Genomic DNA, 15111 nt, shown 5'->3' with positions numbered 1-15111 from the left:
TGATTAAATGAAAAAATAATAGTATTTGCTTTAAACCTATTGATATTAAAATGGATATTTTAGATTTATGACCGATATTGCGATCGATAAAAAAACATCACCCGAGACTTCTAGTCTCAAAGTTCCGATGCGTGTCACGGTTCTGGGTGGTGGAAGCTTTGGAACAGCAATGGCAAATGTCGCATCGCGCAATGGTTGTGATACGCGGATGTTTATTCGGGATCCGGCTATTGCTAAAGAAATGCAGGAGACTCGCCGTAATCAACGTTATTTACCTGATTTTGTAATGGATGAGAATTTGTCGTTTACCAGCGATATTGAGTTTGCCGTTCGCGATCGTGATCTCATCTTAGTTGCGATACCCAGTAGTTCATTTCGCGAGGTCTTACGTCAAATCGCACCTTTTATTACTGGGCAAGCTGTGGTCTCTCTGACTAAAGGTATCGAGCCCGATAGTTTTGCGTTGATGAGTGATATTATTCGGGAAGAGTTACCGCAAGTCGCTTATGGCGTATTGTCTGGTCCCAATCTTGCAAAAGAACTGATGGCTGGCATTCCTGCTGGAACTGTTATTGCAAGTCCGAGTGAAGCTGTACGGTTTGCTGTGCATCAAGCGCTTGCAAGTGCTTTATTTCGCGTTTTTGCGAATACCGATGTGCAAGGTGTGGAGCTTGGCGGGGCTTTAAAGAATATTTACGCTGTAGCGATGGGTATGGGGGCCGCATACCATGTGGGTGAAAATACACGCAGTATGTTGTTGACACGTGCATTGGCCGAAATGAGTCGTTTTGCTGTTCGACTCGGTGCAAATCCATTAACCTTCTTGGGCTTGTCCGGCGTTGGGGATCTAATAGCGACGTGTAGTAGCCCTTTAAGTCGAAATTATCAGATTGGTTTGGCTCTTGGACAAGGGAAAACGCTTGCTGAAGCAGTTGAAGCATTAGGGCAAACCGCAGAAGGGATTAATACGATTCGTCAAGTACGAGCCCAAGCAGAAATTTTAGATGTGTATATGCCTATTACTTGCGCGCTATACGAAGTTATTTATGAAGGTAAGCCTCCGCTTGGAATTGCATTGGCGCTTATGCAAAATGGTCATAGAAGTGATGTTGAATTTGTGTTACCTAATACAACACCAGTCTCTTAATTTCAAGCTTGCACTATTTATTGAAGTAACCTCTAAGGATAATCATCGGTTATGCAGTTAATTTTAATCCGCCACGGTGAGGCGGAGCCCTATCAGGCTGACGATGCTGGACGAAATCTGACTGCACGCGGCATTAGCCAAGCCCAGTGGACAACCCAACAAATCTTGGCTCAATATTCACCTGATTTATTGGTTGTCAGCCCATACCGAAGAGCACAGCAAACACTCTTGTCATTTCAAGGCCAATTGCCCACTGTTCCTGTCAAAATTTTGGACAGTATCACCCCAGACTCGGATCCCCGCTTAGCATTGGACCAATTGTCCATGCAGCTTGCCCAGCATGGAGCACAGTGTATTGTCGTGGTTTGTCACATGAACGTTATCGCTTATATGGCGGGACTATTGCTTGATGAAGATCCGGAAGGTTTCGAGTTAGCAGAAGCACGTGTATTTGAGCAATCTTCAATTTTGTTAGGATTTTCTGTTGAGCGTGCGCGTTTCGTGCCATCTGCGGATGTAGGCCGATGAGCCGGAGAGGAAAATAATGCTGTATTTATGGATGCCTGAACGCAGTGCTTTTCATCAGAGTGGTGATGGTGTTGTAGCGCAAGATTTATTTCGCTGGCGCGTTTCGCGCGAAGTGTTAAAGAGCACTGATTTAGTTGTCGGTTGGCAAACTGCTGTGGGCTGGGATGCTTTGCTGGCAGCCACTGCACCTGAAGCTCAATCTGAGGTTGTGGTTTTTTTTCCAACCTCAAGTGTCCAAATGCTGAACCAACCTATGACGCGCCAACAATTACGTCAGATTGGTATGGAAGGGGTGCGCTATTTACTTGAAGAGTTTTCACTGACACCTATTGATCAACTCGATGTGCGCTATCAACTACGCGATAATCTTCTGACAGTTCTTGCGAAACCCCAGCATGATGTAGCAACACTTTTATCGGCATTAGGATTAATGCCTTGGCGAGTGGTTGGGTTGTTACCGGACTTCTTACTATTACCACTGACCTCTGGACGTGCGACTTTGTTTCTGGATGGGCATAATCGTATTCTCAGACTAGACGAGTCCTATGCAGTATCTGCCGACCATTTAGACATTACGTTAGCACGTCTTAATCAAGTTAAAGAGATCCAGATTATTGGACAGCTATCTGAGGCTGATCGAGTTGTTTTGGATGCGCAGAAAAATGTCAGTGGTTTGGAGTGGACCTTGTTAGATACGCCGATATCTGAAGTTTTCTCGGTCGATCAAAAGGTGACTAAGCACGCCTATAATTTAGTCACCAATATACAAGAGAGCAGTCTCTCTTCCTATTGGAAGGTGGTTATTGCAGTTTTGGTGGCCGTTATCGCAATTCAGATGATCTATGATGCAGTGCGAATTTGGCGTTATCACGCGGTAGAGATTGCGACAAAAGCCCAGATTGAACAACAGTATCGCCAATGGTTCCCTGATGAACATCGCATTTTAAATATTAAACGTCAAATGCAAGCTCATCTTGTCGGCGCGGGCGGTGTTGATATGACTGCGTTGACATTGCTAAGCCAAGTGGGTCCTGTACTGAGTCAAGCGAACTTGCCTGCCAAGAAGATTCATTTTACAAGTTCAAGTGCTGAAGGTGCGAAAACAGGGCAGCTAGAACTTCAAGTCAATGCCTCAAGTCTACCGGCATTAGAGAGTCTCCGAACACAGATTGCTGCACAAGGGTTGGTCGCCGAGCTGGGCTCTGCCAACTCGGCTTCAGGGAAGTCCGCAGGCCAGAATCAAGCTTCCTCTGGTCAGGTCTCAGGAATTATTCGGGTGAAACAATGAACAATATCTTTAAGACGTCGATAGCAAAGATCGAGACGAGTTCATTAGTAGTATCAATGAATGCAAAATTGACGCAATTGAACGCGGCTTTTGAGCAGTTGCCAAAGCGTGATCAACTGGCTTTAAAAATCTTAGGCAGTTTTTTAGTAATATTCATTGTTTTTGGAGGCGGGTATTGGTTACATCATAAAGCTGAAGTGACCAAAGAGAATGCAGATCAGGCTCGTCAATTATTATTATGGATGCGTGGTCAAGCCCCGCATCTGCAGGCGACCACGGGTGTTTCTCAGCCGTTTTCAACAATTATACAAGACGCTGCTGCTCAGCAAGGTTTAACCGTGACTCAAACCGAAACTGCAGGGAAAATTGCAGTGAGTACGAGCCATCAAAGTTTTGCAGTATTGGGGAGCTGGCTGACCAGACTTGCCCAATCAGGTATACAAGTTGATCAGTTAGATATTGAACAACAAGCAGGCGGCGTCTTACAGTTACAGGCGACTTTGACTAAACCATAAAGCGCTTGAATTTGAGTTTTCATTCATTGATGAAAAGGGGAAAAGATTATGAGTAATGGCACTACAAACCAAACACAGTTGTTATCCCCAAATGATGATGGCTTAGTCTTTATCAACCATATTACCTATGCACTGTACTTCTTGAGTTATTTCACGGCGGGGCTGACTTGGCTTGTTGCGATTATCATCAACTATGTTAAACGTGGTGAAGCGCAAGGATCCTGGCTACAGAGTCATTTTGATTGGCAGATTCATACGTTTTGGTACAGTATTGTTTTTGCAGTCATCGCGACTTTTCTGCTGATTTTGGGGTTGCCCACAGGATTTGCAGCAGTGTTCTCTGATAATGCCGTGACAGGATTTAGTTTGTTCTCTCTGAGTGGGATACTGGTGTTTGCGGGTGTCTTACTTTGGATATTTGTGATTTTTTGGCATCTTTATCGTATTGTGCGTGGATGGTTGGCTTTGGCTTCCAGAAAGAGTGTGCCTTAAGCTATTTATTGGGGCGATGGCCATAACTGATAACGCGGGTAATTTGCCATTGATGGTTTTGATGACGCCAGAGGATTATAAAATTGGCGATACCATCGCAGGTATGGGTTGCCAGTTGACAAAAGCGATGCGTACCTTGTTCGATTGCACCAAATCCTTTGATTGGAAAAACTTCTAAGCTATTGGCAATTAGTTCTCGATGGAATTTTCCACAGACATATTTTTCAGTATTCGCAAGCATCTCTTGGCGTGTCCATGTCACACCGCCAGTATCATGATAAAACTCAACGTCTGACGAAAAGTAGCTTGCATGTTTTTGGAGCTGCTCAGAGACTTCGCAATGATTAAAGGTATCGAATACCTGCTGATCAAGAGTTGAGATTGTTTTGAATAGCGGGGCATCGTTTGGAAGTGAGCCTGATTGATGTCCGATAGAAGTACATCCGCTAAGCCAAAATAGGGTTGCAATCAAAATAAATAGGGTAGTTTTCTTCATATAACGTTCTTCATCATTAAGATTTTGTACTCAACCCATTAATCGCTTGATCGACCAGCGTGATGGCTTGTCTGATTGAGTCTTTGCGCCAACTTGCGGATTTGGGACAAAATAACTCGACTAAGCGTTGCCGAGTATATTCTGTTCTGCTGCTATTTGAGTTACCCCAAAAATAGCTTTGGTTCTCAGCTCGAAGTCCAGCAAGGACTTGTAATCCTTTATAGGTTCCAAATTCTGCTAAAGCACATATATAGTCACGATCTTTTGCATACGTCTTACAGAAATGCCCTAAACCTCCTTTCCATCCAGATTGTTCATCACTAATGGCTTCGACAGATACGGTGCCAAAATAAGATTTTAACCACGCATATTGGTTATCACTGAGTGGATGGTCGAAGAGTAATTTATAAGTTGCCCAAGCCCCTAATCCTGTATGAAAGTCCAAATGTATTACTTTTTGGCTTAAGCCTAACCAGCGGTCAAGATTGTCACTCAGTATTTTACTTAAATAAGATGGTTCTGTTCCTCCGTAAAAGAGTCCCTGCGGGTAATCATATTGACCCGCTGTGATTGCTTGCTCAAGAATAGCTTGCCCATGTTTAGCAGTAGGGCATATCAATCTAAAATTGATCCAATCCCAGCGTGATGGTGGGCGTTTGGGATTCAAGATATGGTCTATATCTTTATAAATGGCTGGACTACCATGAAAGGATTCACAAGAGAGAATAAGATTTCGATTTAAGTCGACATTATCTTCATTGGCACGGCGTCGCCATGCAAAGCCATAAGGGTTTAGAGCGTGGATTAAAATAAGTCGTTGCGTGGGGCGTAAGTGCGGGTCATCTTGCCATTGTTTCATCACGGCTAACTGCACTGCGGAGCCAAAAAAACCTTCGACGCCATGTAATCCGCTGGAAATAAGTAGTGCCTGATTGGGCATGCTTCCAGATTGAATGGCAATATCAATGCTAAGCATTTCTCCATTGGGCCCGAATTGGCCAATAGGGAAATTTTCCAGAGACATTCCTAGATTTTGGGCAGATTGCTTAAAATGTTCGCGTGCAATTGCATAATTCTTAGAAAAGAAAGCGTCCACGACCATTGTCTTCCTGAATTTAAGTTCTTTGAAAAGTTATCACGGTTCTAAAAAGCATACAATTGATAGATTATGGCATGTCGATGGTTTCAATATTATTAAAATAAAACAAAAGGTTATTTTGTTCACATAGACAATTTCGGTCACTATGTAAACATTTATAAAAAAATATCGTCATTCACTGGCAAAATAGGTAGTATTTTGCAGTACAATCACACGCCTTTGTGTAGGACTTAGCACGAAAGACTTTTATCAAAAGCTTTCATACCCACAATCATAGCTTGAGGAATACTCATGCAAATCGGAATACCAGCCGAAAGCGTTGCAGGCGAAACTCGCGTCGCTGCTACCCCTGAAACCGTTAAAAAGCTCATTGCAGTCGGTCATACCATTGTTGTCGAACGTGGTGCAGGCGTTAAAGCCTCATACATCGATAGCGCATTTGAACAAGCCGGTGCAAAGATTACGGATGATGCCTATCAAGGCAGCCAAATTATTTTGAAAGTTCGCGCGCCTAAAGCCGAAGAAATTCAAAAAATTAGTGCAAACACCATCGTGATTGGGATGTTTGATCCGTACCGCAATCCTGATTTGGATGCATTTGCGGCTCAAGGTGTCTCTGCGTTTGCATTAGAGTTGTTACCTCGCACATTGTCACGTGCACAGAATATGGACGTCTTGTCCTCGCAAGCCAACTTGGCTGGTTATAAATCAGTTTTATTGGCAGCAAATGAATATCAACGCATGTTCCCTATGCTCATGACTGCAGCAGGTACTGTGAAACCTGCACGTATCGTCATCATGGGTGTCGGTGTTGCTGGTTTGCAGGCAATTGCAACCGCAAAACGTTTGGGTGCAGTGGTTGAAGCAACTGACTTGCGTCCAACCGCAAAAGAACAAGTCGAGTCACTTGGTGCCAAATGGCTTGATGTACCCATGTCGGATGAAGAGAAAGCCAAAGCATTGGGTACTGGTGGTTATGCTTGGATTCCTTCTGAACAATATGTACAAGATCAAGCCGTTATTGTTGATAAAGCAGTCTCTAATGCGGACATCGTCATTACAACAGCACTGATCCCTGGCCGTAACGCGCCACGTCTCATCAAAGCAGCTACAGTCGCTAAAATGAAACCCGGTTCTGTCATTCTTGATATGGCTGTTGAAACGGGTGGTAACGTTGAAGGTTCGGTTGTTGGCGAAACCGTAATGACTGAAAATGGCGTGAAGATTTTAGGGATTCCTAATATTCCTGCAACGCTTGCGACTGAGTCATCTGCGTTGTATGCGCGTAACGTTTTTAACTTTGTATCAACACTCTTTGATAAAGAAGGCAATCTGCAACTTAATCAAGAAGAAGAGATCCAAAAGGCATTGCTTGTCACTCATGGTGGTCAAGTACTACTGAAGCGCGGTTAAGGAGAAAGACATGAATCCTGAAGTTCTTCCTGTTGAAATCATGAATCAAGCCGTTGCTCATGCAGCCAGTGTTCCATTCGTGAGTATATTCACTATTTTTGTTATGGCAATTTTCGTCGGTTACTACGTGGTTTGGGGGGTTACACCTGCACTGCATACGCCTTTGATGGCAGTAACGAATGCACTTTCTGGTGTTGTCATTGTCGGTGCGATGCTGCAGGTTGTTAGCAGCGGTACTGGCACTGATCCAGCAGCATTTAAAGATATTACACCAACCAGCTTGCTGGGTGCATTTGCCGTATTCTTGGCTAGCATCAATATATTCGGGGGCTTTGCGGTCACCGAACGTATGCTTGCTATGTTTAAGAAAAAGAAATAAGGAGAATACGAATTGTCAGCACTGCATGATTTTGTGTCGCAATACGCCGATTGGTTTTACCTCGTTGGTGCCGTATTGTTTATTCTGACCTTACGTGGTTTGTCTGGTCCAAAAACGGCGATTCAAGGTAATCGCTACGGTATGATCGGGATGACTATCGCGATTATTACGACTTTCTTCGTTGTTCCTGCTCCTGCGAGTCCAGTGGTTTGGCTGATTATTGCTGCTATGGTTGCTGGTGGTGCGATTGGTTTTTATCGCGCGCGTACTGTAGCCATGACTCATATGCCCGAAACTGTGGCGATGATGCACTCTGCAGTGGGTCTATCTGCGGTCTGTATCGCTATTGCGGCTGTTTTGCATGAAGGTGTCTACCACGATGGTATTCATCGCTTTGAGTTGTTCATTGGTTGTTTTGTCGGTGCGATTACGTTTACTGCATCATTATTTGCTTATGGTAAATTAGCAGCCAAGAAGTGGGCAAAAACCATCAAGGGCGGCTGGGTTAAACCTGTACAAGCTATCTTGTTTATTGCCATGATTGGTTTTGGTATTCATTACTTCACCACTGAGTCAATGACATCGTTCTATGCCATGACTGCATTTGCATTGGCATTTGGTTATGTGTGGATCGCCCCTATTGGTGGTGGTGATATGCCTGTGGTTGTGTCTTTACTGAATTCATTTTCAGGTTGGGCGGCAGCAGGTATTGGTTTTACTCTAAACAACTCCATGTTGATCATTGCGGGCTCACTGGTCGGTTCATCTGGTGCGATTCTGTCGTATGTGATGTGCCGTGCAATGAATCGTTCATTGTTCAACGTATTATTCGGTGGCTTTGGTGCCGCTGCTGCAACTGTCGTTGCGGACGGTGAACAAAAGCAAAAGAATTACCGTTCAGGTTCTGCAGAAGATGCTGGTTTCTTGATGTCCAATGCGGACAGCGTGGTGATTGTACCGGGTTATGGTATGGCTCAAGCACGTGCTCAAAATGCGGTTAAAGAACTTGCAGATACCTTGAAGGAAAAAGGCGTAAAAGTACGCTTTGCAATTCATCCAGTTGCGGGTCGTATGCCTGGTCATATGAACGTTCTATTGGCTGAAGCAGACGTACCATACGAAGACATTCTGGAAATGGATGAGATCAACTCTGACTTTGCTGGGACTGATGTTGTACTCGTTATCGGTGCGAATGATGTGGTAAACCCTGCAGCTAAAGATGATCCAAGCTCACCAATCTATGGCATGCCGATCTTGGAAGCAAGCAAAGCCCGTACAGTCATGATCATTAAGCGTTCTATGGCTACTGGTTATGCGGGTCTAGACAATGATCTGTTCTATCTCGATAAATCGATGATGGTTTTCGGTGATGCGAAGAAAGTCATCGAAGACATGTATAAAGCAGTTAATGGCGGCGGTCATTAATTTCTAAACCTGTCGAATGAAAAACCGCTCTTATCAGAGCGGTTTTTTATGGAGAGAGCTCATAGCTCACCGATGTCTTCATTCCAAATCTCAGGATGCTCATGAATAAACCCACTTAAGAGCTGTTTGCATTCAATGGAGTCCATCTGAATAATTTTAACGCCACGTTCGGTCAGCCAATCAATCCCGCCCTGAAATGTCTCTGATTCACCAACGACCACTGTTCCTATGCCGAATTGGGTAATTAATCCACTACAGTACCAACATGGGGCGAGAGTAGTGACCATGACCGTATCTCGATAACTGCGCTGTCTGCCGGCATTGCGAAAGGCGTCGGTTTCACCGTGGGATGATGGGTCACCATCCTGAACGCGTTTGTTATGCCCACGCCCTAGAAGTTTTCCTGTGATGCGATCAAAGAGGGCTGCACCTATAGGAACACCGCCTTCTGCATGCCCAATTTTGGCTTCCTCAAGTGCGATTTCTAGCATAGCCTCATAACTGATCATTTCTTGCATCCTGATTTTCAATCGTTACTTATGCCGATGTATTTCTATAAGCATTTGTCATGCCACCATTAAGTCTACATAAGACACTGTTTTATATGTAGTGTTAGCAGAACTAAGTTCTTTAGTCACCATAAGACCTAGGGCTCAAGCCAAAATCATTAATATTGCATGATTTGTGCATGTTAGAAACAGATAAAAGCTGTTCAGTCAACGTTGTTCTTTAGTTCACTGTCAGTTATTCTCTGCCGTTTAAATTAATGACTGACTTGATGGGGGAAGGGGAATGTTATTTGGGTTTGTCATTGCTTACTGGGTAATTTCTGTTGCCATTGGTTTATGGGCTGGTCGTCTTGTTCATAATGCACGCGACTTTGCGATTGCTGGACGTAATTTGCCCTTTTATGTCGTCACAGCCACAGTTTTTGCAACTTGGTTTGGCTCAGAAACGGTACTGGGAATTCCTGCTACCTTTTTGCAAGGTGGTTTAAACAGTATTGTCGCCGACCCATTCGGTGCTTCTTTATGCCTGATTTTAGTAGGATTGTTTTTTGCAGCGCCACTGTATCGCATGAAGTTACTGACCATTGGAGATTTTTATAAACTCCGTTATGGTCGTAAAGTTGAATTTATGACAACGATTGCGATCGTTATCTCTTATCTGGGCTGGGTTGGTGCACAAATCACCGCACTAGGTCTAGTCTTCAATCTCCTTTCCGATGGAGCAATTACGAATGTGCAAGGCATGTGGATCGGCTCAATTACTATTTTAATTTATACCTTCTTTGGCGGTATGTGGGCCGTTGCAATTACTGACTTTATTCAAATGATTGTAATTGTTTTGGGAATGCTATGGATTGGTGGGGAAATTTCTGGGCAGGTTGGTGGTGTGGGTGTTGTTGCTGAGCATGCTTGGAACGCAGGCAAGTTTAATTTTTGGCCAGAACATAATTTTGCTGCAATAGCTGGCTTTATTGCAGCGTGGTGCACCATGATGTTTGGTTCAATACCACAGCAGGATGTTTTTCAGCGTGTCCAATCTGCGAAGACGATTAAAATCGCTGTATGGGCAACTGTGCTGGGCGGTGTCATGTATTTTGTATTTGCCTTTATCCCCATGTTTTTGGCTTATTCGGCAACGCTTCTTGATCCTCACATGGTCTCAAGTTTGATTGATTCGGAACCTCAAAAGATTTTACCGACCTTGGTGATGACTAAAGCTCCGTTGATTGCGCAGATCTTATTTTTTGGTGCGTTGCTGTCGGCAATCAAGAGTTGTGCTTCTGCAACATTGCTTGCGCCTTCAGTGACCTTTACTGAAAATATTTTAAAGCCTATGTTTCCGAACATGACCGACAAACAATTACTGCGCAATATGCGTATTGTGACGGTCTGTTTTACGATTATCGTAACCTTATATGCAATGCATTCTAAAGCGAGTATTTTTAAGATGGTTGAAAATGCATATCAAGTGACTTTGGTAGCTGCATTTATTCCATTGTTATGTGGTGTCTATTGGCCTAAAGCAACCAATCAAGGGGCTTTATTAGCGGTCGTTATGGGCCTGGTCACTTGGATTACGATGCTGATTGGCCCTGCTTTTGTTGAGCCACTACAGGTATTGACTCCGCAAGGTGTAGGCGTTATAGCGAGTGCTTTGGGCATGTTGATTGGATCACTCATTCCTCAATATGCATCGCATGATCCGCATATTCATCATAAGTTACGGACTGGGCAGCATCTGAAAGATCAAAATGTTTTAGGGGGCTAAATTAGCCATCTATTCATTCCAAGAAAAAACCTCATTTTAGTATTTTAAAATGAGGTTTTTTCTTGGGTAGATCATTTGTTTATCAAGAAACTATCGACCAGCTTCATCCTGCCAAAGCAGTTTATGCAACTGAAGTTGGAAGCGAACGGGGAGTTTATCTTCAACAATCCAATCTGCAAGCTCGCGTGCAAGTTGTGGCAGTTTAACTTGTCCAACTTCAATCGCAAAAGAAGGTGAAAACCAGACCTCGCCGACCAGCTTATCTAACGCATGCACTTTTAGCATATCCCGTGACCATTCATAATCTGTACGGCTGGTGATCACAAACTTAATTTGGTCATGCTTAGTTAAGAGCGGTAAATTGGTTAATAAATTACGCTTCATTTCGCCAGAATCTGGTGTCTTTAAATCGACAACCCGAGAGACGCGTAGATCCACTGTAGAGACATCGATTGCGCCTGAGGTTTCAAGTGATACAACATAACCAGCGTCACAAAGCGCATGTAATAAAGGAATACAGTTGGGTTGTGCCAACGGTTCACCGCCCGTCACGCAAACATGACGAACACCTTCATGCTGTGCGACTTCTGCTAAAATAGCATCCAGAGACCAACGTGTTCCGCCTTCAAATGCGTAGGCAGTATCACAGTAGGTGCAGCGTAATGGGCAGCCCGTTAAGCGTACAAAGACAGTGGGATAGCCCGAATCACGGGCTTCGCCTTGTAATGAATAAAAAATCTCAGTGATGCGCAGCCCAGCGGCTGGATCAGTGACGGGGATTTGTGTAGAGCGCAATGGGTTAATTTGCCTTATTCAAGGTGAATTGGGTTTTGCCATCAATGCGATTCTTTTAACAAGCGTTTCTCTAAATCATGAATATCAACAGCATGTTGATTAAACGTTTCATCAGCTAAAATGACATCACGGTGTAGAGGGATATTTGTTTTCACGCCCTCAATCACCATTTCATCCAGTGCTTGTCGCGCTCGAGCGAGAGCCGTGGGACGATCTTTGCCGTGAACAATCAGCTTGCCAATCAATGAATCATAAAATGGCGGGATAGTATAGCCATTATAGAGATGTGAATCCATGCGTACGCCCGCACCACCAGGAATGTGGAATTGCGTGATTTTGCCGGGGGAAGGTGCAAAAGTTTTTGGATCTTCGGCATTAATACGGCATTCGATGGCATGGCCACGAGCAACGATGTCTTCTTGTTTCAGATTAAGTCCTAATCCTGAGGCAATACGAAGTTGTTGTTCAATGATGTCGACACCTGTAATCGCTTCTGTTACAGGGTGTTCAACCTGCACACGTGTATTCATCTCAATAAAGAAGTATTGTCCATTTTCAAATAAAAATTCGAAAGTTCCTGCACCTCGATATTGCATCAATTCACATGCACGTACACAAGCAGCTAGGATATCTGCACGTGCTTGCTCTGGAATGTTTGGTGCTGGAGCCTCTTCGAGTACTTTTTGATGACGACGTTGTAAAGAGCAATCACGATCATAGAGGTGAATGGCGTGACCTCCACCATCGCCTAATACTTGAACTTCCACATGGCGCGGGGTCAGTAAGAAACGTTCCATATAAACGGTTTCATCATTAAACCACATTGCGGCTTCATGCTGAGCAGCTTGAACGGATTCAATCAGTGTTTCAGTTGAATGCACGATACGCATACCACGGCCACCACCGCCAGATGCAGCTTTGACAATCAATGGAAAGCCAATTTTCTCCGATTCGGATAATGCATTTTTTGCCGTAATGGCAATATTACAGCCAGGGACCGTTGGAACCCCGCTTTTTTTCATGGCGTTAATGGCTGATACTTTGTTGCCCATCAAACGAATATGTTCTGGACGTGGCCCGATGAAAACTATTCCTGCATTTTCAATGGCTTCTGCAAATTCGGCATTCTCAGATAAAAAGCCATAACCTGGATGGATCGCATCCGCACCAGTGAGTTCGGCTGCGGTAAGGATTGCATTGATATTCAGATAGCTTTGTTTGCTTGAGCTGGGTCCTATACAAATAGCCTCATCGACGAAGCGTAAGTGCATAAGATCTTTGTCTGCGCTTGAGTAAACACCTACAGTCTTAATTCCTAAGGTACGGCAAGCACGTGCGATACGTAGAGCGATCTCACCGCGATTGGCAATCAATACTTTACGGAGTAGCGGTTTTTCCATACTAGTCACTGGGGTTTTCCCTAAGTCTTGAGTCTGCTGGTGCGGCATCTGATTAATCCTGTAAACGAATTAAAGACTGACCAAATTGAACAACATCACCATTCTTAACTAAAATTTCAGCAACCGTACCGCTTTGAGTGGCTTGTATGGGGTTCATGATCTTCATGGCTTCAACGATACCAATGGTGTCGCCCGCTTGAATTTTTTGTCCCACTTTAATGAACGCTGGCTCACCTGGATTGGGGGCAGCATAATACACACCGACCATAGGAGAGGTTTCAAGTCGTCCTGAAGCAGGCGCAGGACTTGCGTCGGTATTTATTTTTAATGGTGCGGATGCATGAGCATAAGACTCAGTAGCGGCAACAGCTCGGCGACGTGTCAATGCAATGGATTGATCGCCTTCTTTCACCTCAATGGCCTCTAAATCGGATTCAATCATAAGGTCGATGAGTTTTTTAATTTTACGAATATCCATGTGTTCAGTCTCTTTAAAAATCAAAACGTTGATATAAAAATGTGGTCAAGATTCAGCTTTTATGTTCTATGTCCATCCACGTGGTGTTAAGCCGTGGATATGTACGTCTTTAGTTTTTTGATTGCGAATTCAATTGTGCAATGGCGTATTCTAATGCGGCGCGATAACCTGCTGCGCCTAAACCACTAATGACGGCAACGGCTTTATCGGCAAAATAAGAATGATGACGGAATGATTCCCGTGCATAGACATTGGATAAGTGAACTTCTATAAAAGGTTTTTCTGCGGCGAGTAAGGCATCTCTGATTCCAATGGAGGTGTGAGTCAGTGCACCAGCGTTAATAATGATAAAGCGAGTCCCATCTGTGCGGGCTAAATGAATTCTGTCAATTAAAGCGCCTTCCCAGTTGCTTTGGAAGCCTTCGAGTTGAAGGCCTGTTTTTTCAGCAAGAGTAGTCAGTGAGGCATTAATGTCATTTAAACTTGTATGTCCATAAAGGGTTGTTTCGCGTTGCCCTAAAAGATTTAGGTTCGGACCATGCAATACCAAAACATCGACCATCTAAAGCGCTCCTGCTAAATCACGATAAAAACCCTTCTCAACTATATACAGGGTAGATGTATACAAATTTTTAACAGAATAGGATATAAAATGTTAAAAATAGAGAATAATGCAACTAAATGTTTCTTTACAACGTAAACAGTAGTGTGCTTGGAAAACCTTCGAAGTAAAAACTCCTTCGAAATATGCCGTTTTATACCATACTTTGTAAGTAAGATACGCAAAATTGTAGAACGATGCAATGGCTTAAGTAGCCATTTACGGGTTTAAATATCGTCTATATTGAAATATTCAGATACATTTTTATGTTTAATCATCGCTTAAGAGGGAAAATTGGTGAAAGAAATGGTGCAAGGGGGTGCAATCAGTGCATTTACTGCTGATTCAATAGAAATAGTGAATAATATCTGGCATAAACAGAGCCTATTACTGATTATTTTGCTATTAACTGGGCTAGGATTAGGCTTATTGTGGCGTAAAGGATTACGTATTGAAGATATAAGCTGGATTATTGTGGTGATAATACTCACGACGGGGTTTGCATGTGTGCTACTTCGTGTTAAGCTGGGCTTGTAAATCGACCTTAATTCTTAGGTCCTTTTATCTTTTTAATAGGTTTGAACCGGAACTGCTGAATGATTCACAGAATGACAACGGAAATGAGCCCAGCTTTTGCTTCGTGTTTTCTTTGCTGTATTCAACACCGGACAAGCTTTTCTAGTTGTCTCGATAGAGGATTGCAAACATGACGACACGTGAACAAGGCGTAGTAAAGTGGTTTAACGATACCAAAGGTTTTGGTTTCATTCAACGCAAT

The 15111-nt window shown here is 43.6% G+C and carries 18 protein-coding genes; 11 read left to right on the top strand and 7 right to left on the bottom strand.

The features are described from left to right. The first annotated feature begins 67 nt into the window (after positions 1-67). From ACLHG7_RS12120 to ACLHG7_RS12100, 5 genes are read left to right on the top strand one after another with little or no spacing between them, the layout of a single operon-like run. Positions 68-1147: an NAD(P)H-dependent glycerol-3-phosphate dehydrogenase gene (locus ACLHG7_RS12120; protein WP_410211273.1), complete on the top strand. Its 1080-nt coding sequence runs from the start codon at positions 68-70 to the stop codon at positions 1145-1147. 51 nt (positions 1148-1198) lie between these two features. Continuing rightward, complete coding sequence (gene sixA / locus ACLHG7_RS12115) at positions 1199-1675, top strand: phosphohistidine phosphatase SixA (RefSeq protein ID WP_410211272.1); 477 nt, start codon at positions 1199-1201, stop codon at positions 1673-1675. Between the two features lie 16 nt (positions 1676-1691). Then, a complete protein-coding gene (gene gspL / locus ACLHG7_RS12110) occupies positions 1692-2963 on the top strand; it encodes a type II secretion system protein GspL (protein ID WP_410211271.1) in 1272 nt (423 codons plus the stop codon). Positions 2964-3019: 56 nt separating this feature from the next. After that, positions 3020-3478: a type II secretion system protein GspM gene (gspM, locus tag ACLHG7_RS12105; protein ID WP_410211270.1), complete on the top strand. Its 459-nt coding sequence runs from the start codon at positions 3020-3022 to the stop codon at positions 3476-3478. A gap of 48 nt (positions 3479-3526) precedes the next feature. Next, positions 3527-3970 carry a DUF4870 family protein gene (locus tag ACLHG7_RS12100; protein WP_410211269.1) on the top strand — a complete coding sequence of 148 codons (444 nt, stop codon included), beginning with the start codon at positions 3527-3529 and terminating at the stop codon, positions 3968-3970. 1 nt (position 3971) lies between these two features. Here ACLHG7_RS12100 and ACLHG7_RS12095 read toward each other — a convergent pair whose 3' ends face one another. Both ACLHG7_RS12095 and ACLHG7_RS12090 read right to left on the bottom strand, forming a co-directional pair. Next, the gene (locus ACLHG7_RS12095) at positions 3972-4466 is read right to left on the bottom strand and encodes a nuclear transport factor 2 family protein (protein WP_410211268.1); all 495 of its coding nucleotides are present in this window, start codon (positions 4464-4466) and stop codon (positions 3972-3974) included. Between the two features lie 16 nt (positions 4467-4482). Further along, on the bottom strand, positions 4483-5562 hold the full coding sequence (locus ACLHG7_RS12090) for a M14 family metallopeptidase (RefSeq protein WP_410211267.1): 1080 nt from the start codon (positions 5560-5562) through the stop codon (positions 4483-4485). A gap of 294 nt (positions 5563-5856) precedes the next feature. Here ACLHG7_RS12090 and ACLHG7_RS12085 point away from each other — a divergent pair, with 294 nt between their 5' ends. The 3 genes from ACLHG7_RS12085 to ACLHG7_RS12075 are packed head-to-tail and all read left to right on the top strand — an operon-like array spanning position 5857 to position 8782. Beyond that, entirely contained in the window at positions 5857-6978 is a 1122-nt protein-coding gene (locus ACLHG7_RS12085) for a Re/Si-specific NAD(P)(+) transhydrogenase subunit alpha (RefSeq protein ID WP_410211266.1), read from the top strand. 40 nt (positions 6979-7018) lie between these two features. After that, positions 7019-7357 carry a proton-translocating transhydrogenase family protein gene (locus tag ACLHG7_RS12080; protein WP_410211612.1) on the top strand — a complete coding sequence of 113 codons (339 nt, stop codon included), beginning with the start codon at positions 7019-7021 and terminating at the stop codon, positions 7355-7357. A gap of 33 nt (positions 7358-7390) precedes the next feature. Beyond that, positions 7391-8782 (top strand): NAD(P)(+) transhydrogenase (Re/Si-specific) subunit beta, encoded by a 1392-nt coding sequence (locus ACLHG7_RS12075; protein ID WP_410211611.1) that lies wholly within the window; start codon positions 7391-7393, stop codon positions 8780-8782. 59 nt (positions 8783-8841) lie between these two features. Here ACLHG7_RS12075 and ACLHG7_RS12070 read toward each other — a convergent pair whose 3' ends face one another. Then, on the bottom strand, positions 8842-9291 hold the full coding sequence (locus ACLHG7_RS12070) for a nucleoside deaminase (protein WP_410211265.1): 450 nt from the start codon (positions 9289-9291) through the stop codon (positions 8842-8844). A 283-nt stretch (positions 9292-9574) separates the two neighbouring features. Between ACLHG7_RS12070 and ACLHG7_RS12065 the strand changes: the two genes are divergently transcribed. Continuing rightward, the gene (locus tag ACLHG7_RS12065; protein WP_410211264.1) at positions 9575-11059 is read left to right on the top strand and encodes a sodium:solute symporter family protein; all 1485 of its coding nucleotides are present in this window, start codon (positions 9575-9577) and stop codon (positions 11057-11059) included. Positions 11060-11149: 90 nt separating this feature from the next. On the opposite strand, the gene queE is transcribed toward ACLHG7_RS12065, so the two are convergent. The 4 genes from queE to aroQ form a co-directional block, all read right to left on the bottom strand. Continuing rightward, on the bottom strand, positions 11150-11863 hold the full coding sequence (queE, locus tag ACLHG7_RS12060; protein WP_410211610.1) for a 7-carboxy-7-deazaguanine synthase QueE: 714 nt from the start codon (positions 11861-11863) through the stop codon (positions 11150-11152). A 32-nt stretch (positions 11864-11895) separates the two neighbouring features. Beyond that, complete coding sequence (gene accC, locus ACLHG7_RS12055) at positions 11896-13254, bottom strand: acetyl-CoA carboxylase biotin carboxylase subunit (RefSeq protein WP_410211609.1); 1359 nt, start codon at positions 13252-13254, stop codon at positions 11896-11898. Between the two features lie 52 nt (positions 13255-13306). Next, a complete protein-coding gene (gene accB, locus ACLHG7_RS12050; RefSeq protein ID WP_410211263.1) occupies positions 13307-13732 on the bottom strand; it encodes an acetyl-CoA carboxylase biotin carboxyl carrier protein in 426 nt (141 codons plus the stop codon). Positions 13733-13841: 109 nt separating this feature from the next. Further along, the gene (gene aroQ, locus ACLHG7_RS12045; RefSeq protein WP_410211262.1) at positions 13842-14294 is read right to left on the bottom strand and encodes a type II 3-dehydroquinate dehydratase; all 453 of its coding nucleotides are present in this window, start codon (positions 14292-14294) and stop codon (positions 13842-13844) included. A gap of 336 nt (positions 14295-14630) precedes the next feature. Here aroQ and ACLHG7_RS12040 point away from each other — a divergent pair, with 336 nt between their 5' ends. Both ACLHG7_RS12040 and ACLHG7_RS12035 read left to right on the top strand, forming a co-directional pair. After that, positions 14631-14870, top strand: coding sequence for a hypothetical protein (locus ACLHG7_RS12040; RefSeq protein ID WP_410211261.1), 240 nt, complete (start codon positions 14631-14633; stop codon positions 14868-14870). Positions 14871-15039: 169 nt separating this feature from the next. Further along, the coding region (locus tag ACLHG7_RS12035) for a cold-shock protein (protein WP_410211608.1) at positions 15040-15111 on the top strand (72 nt) is incomplete at its 3' end.

This window comes from Aquirhabdus sp. (genome assembly GCF_046462495.1).
Classification (GTDB): Bacteria; Pseudomonadota; Gammaproteobacteria; order Pseudomonadales; family Moraxellaceae; genus Aquirhabdus.
This window is presented reverse-complemented; position numbering and strand designations above follow the sequence as displayed.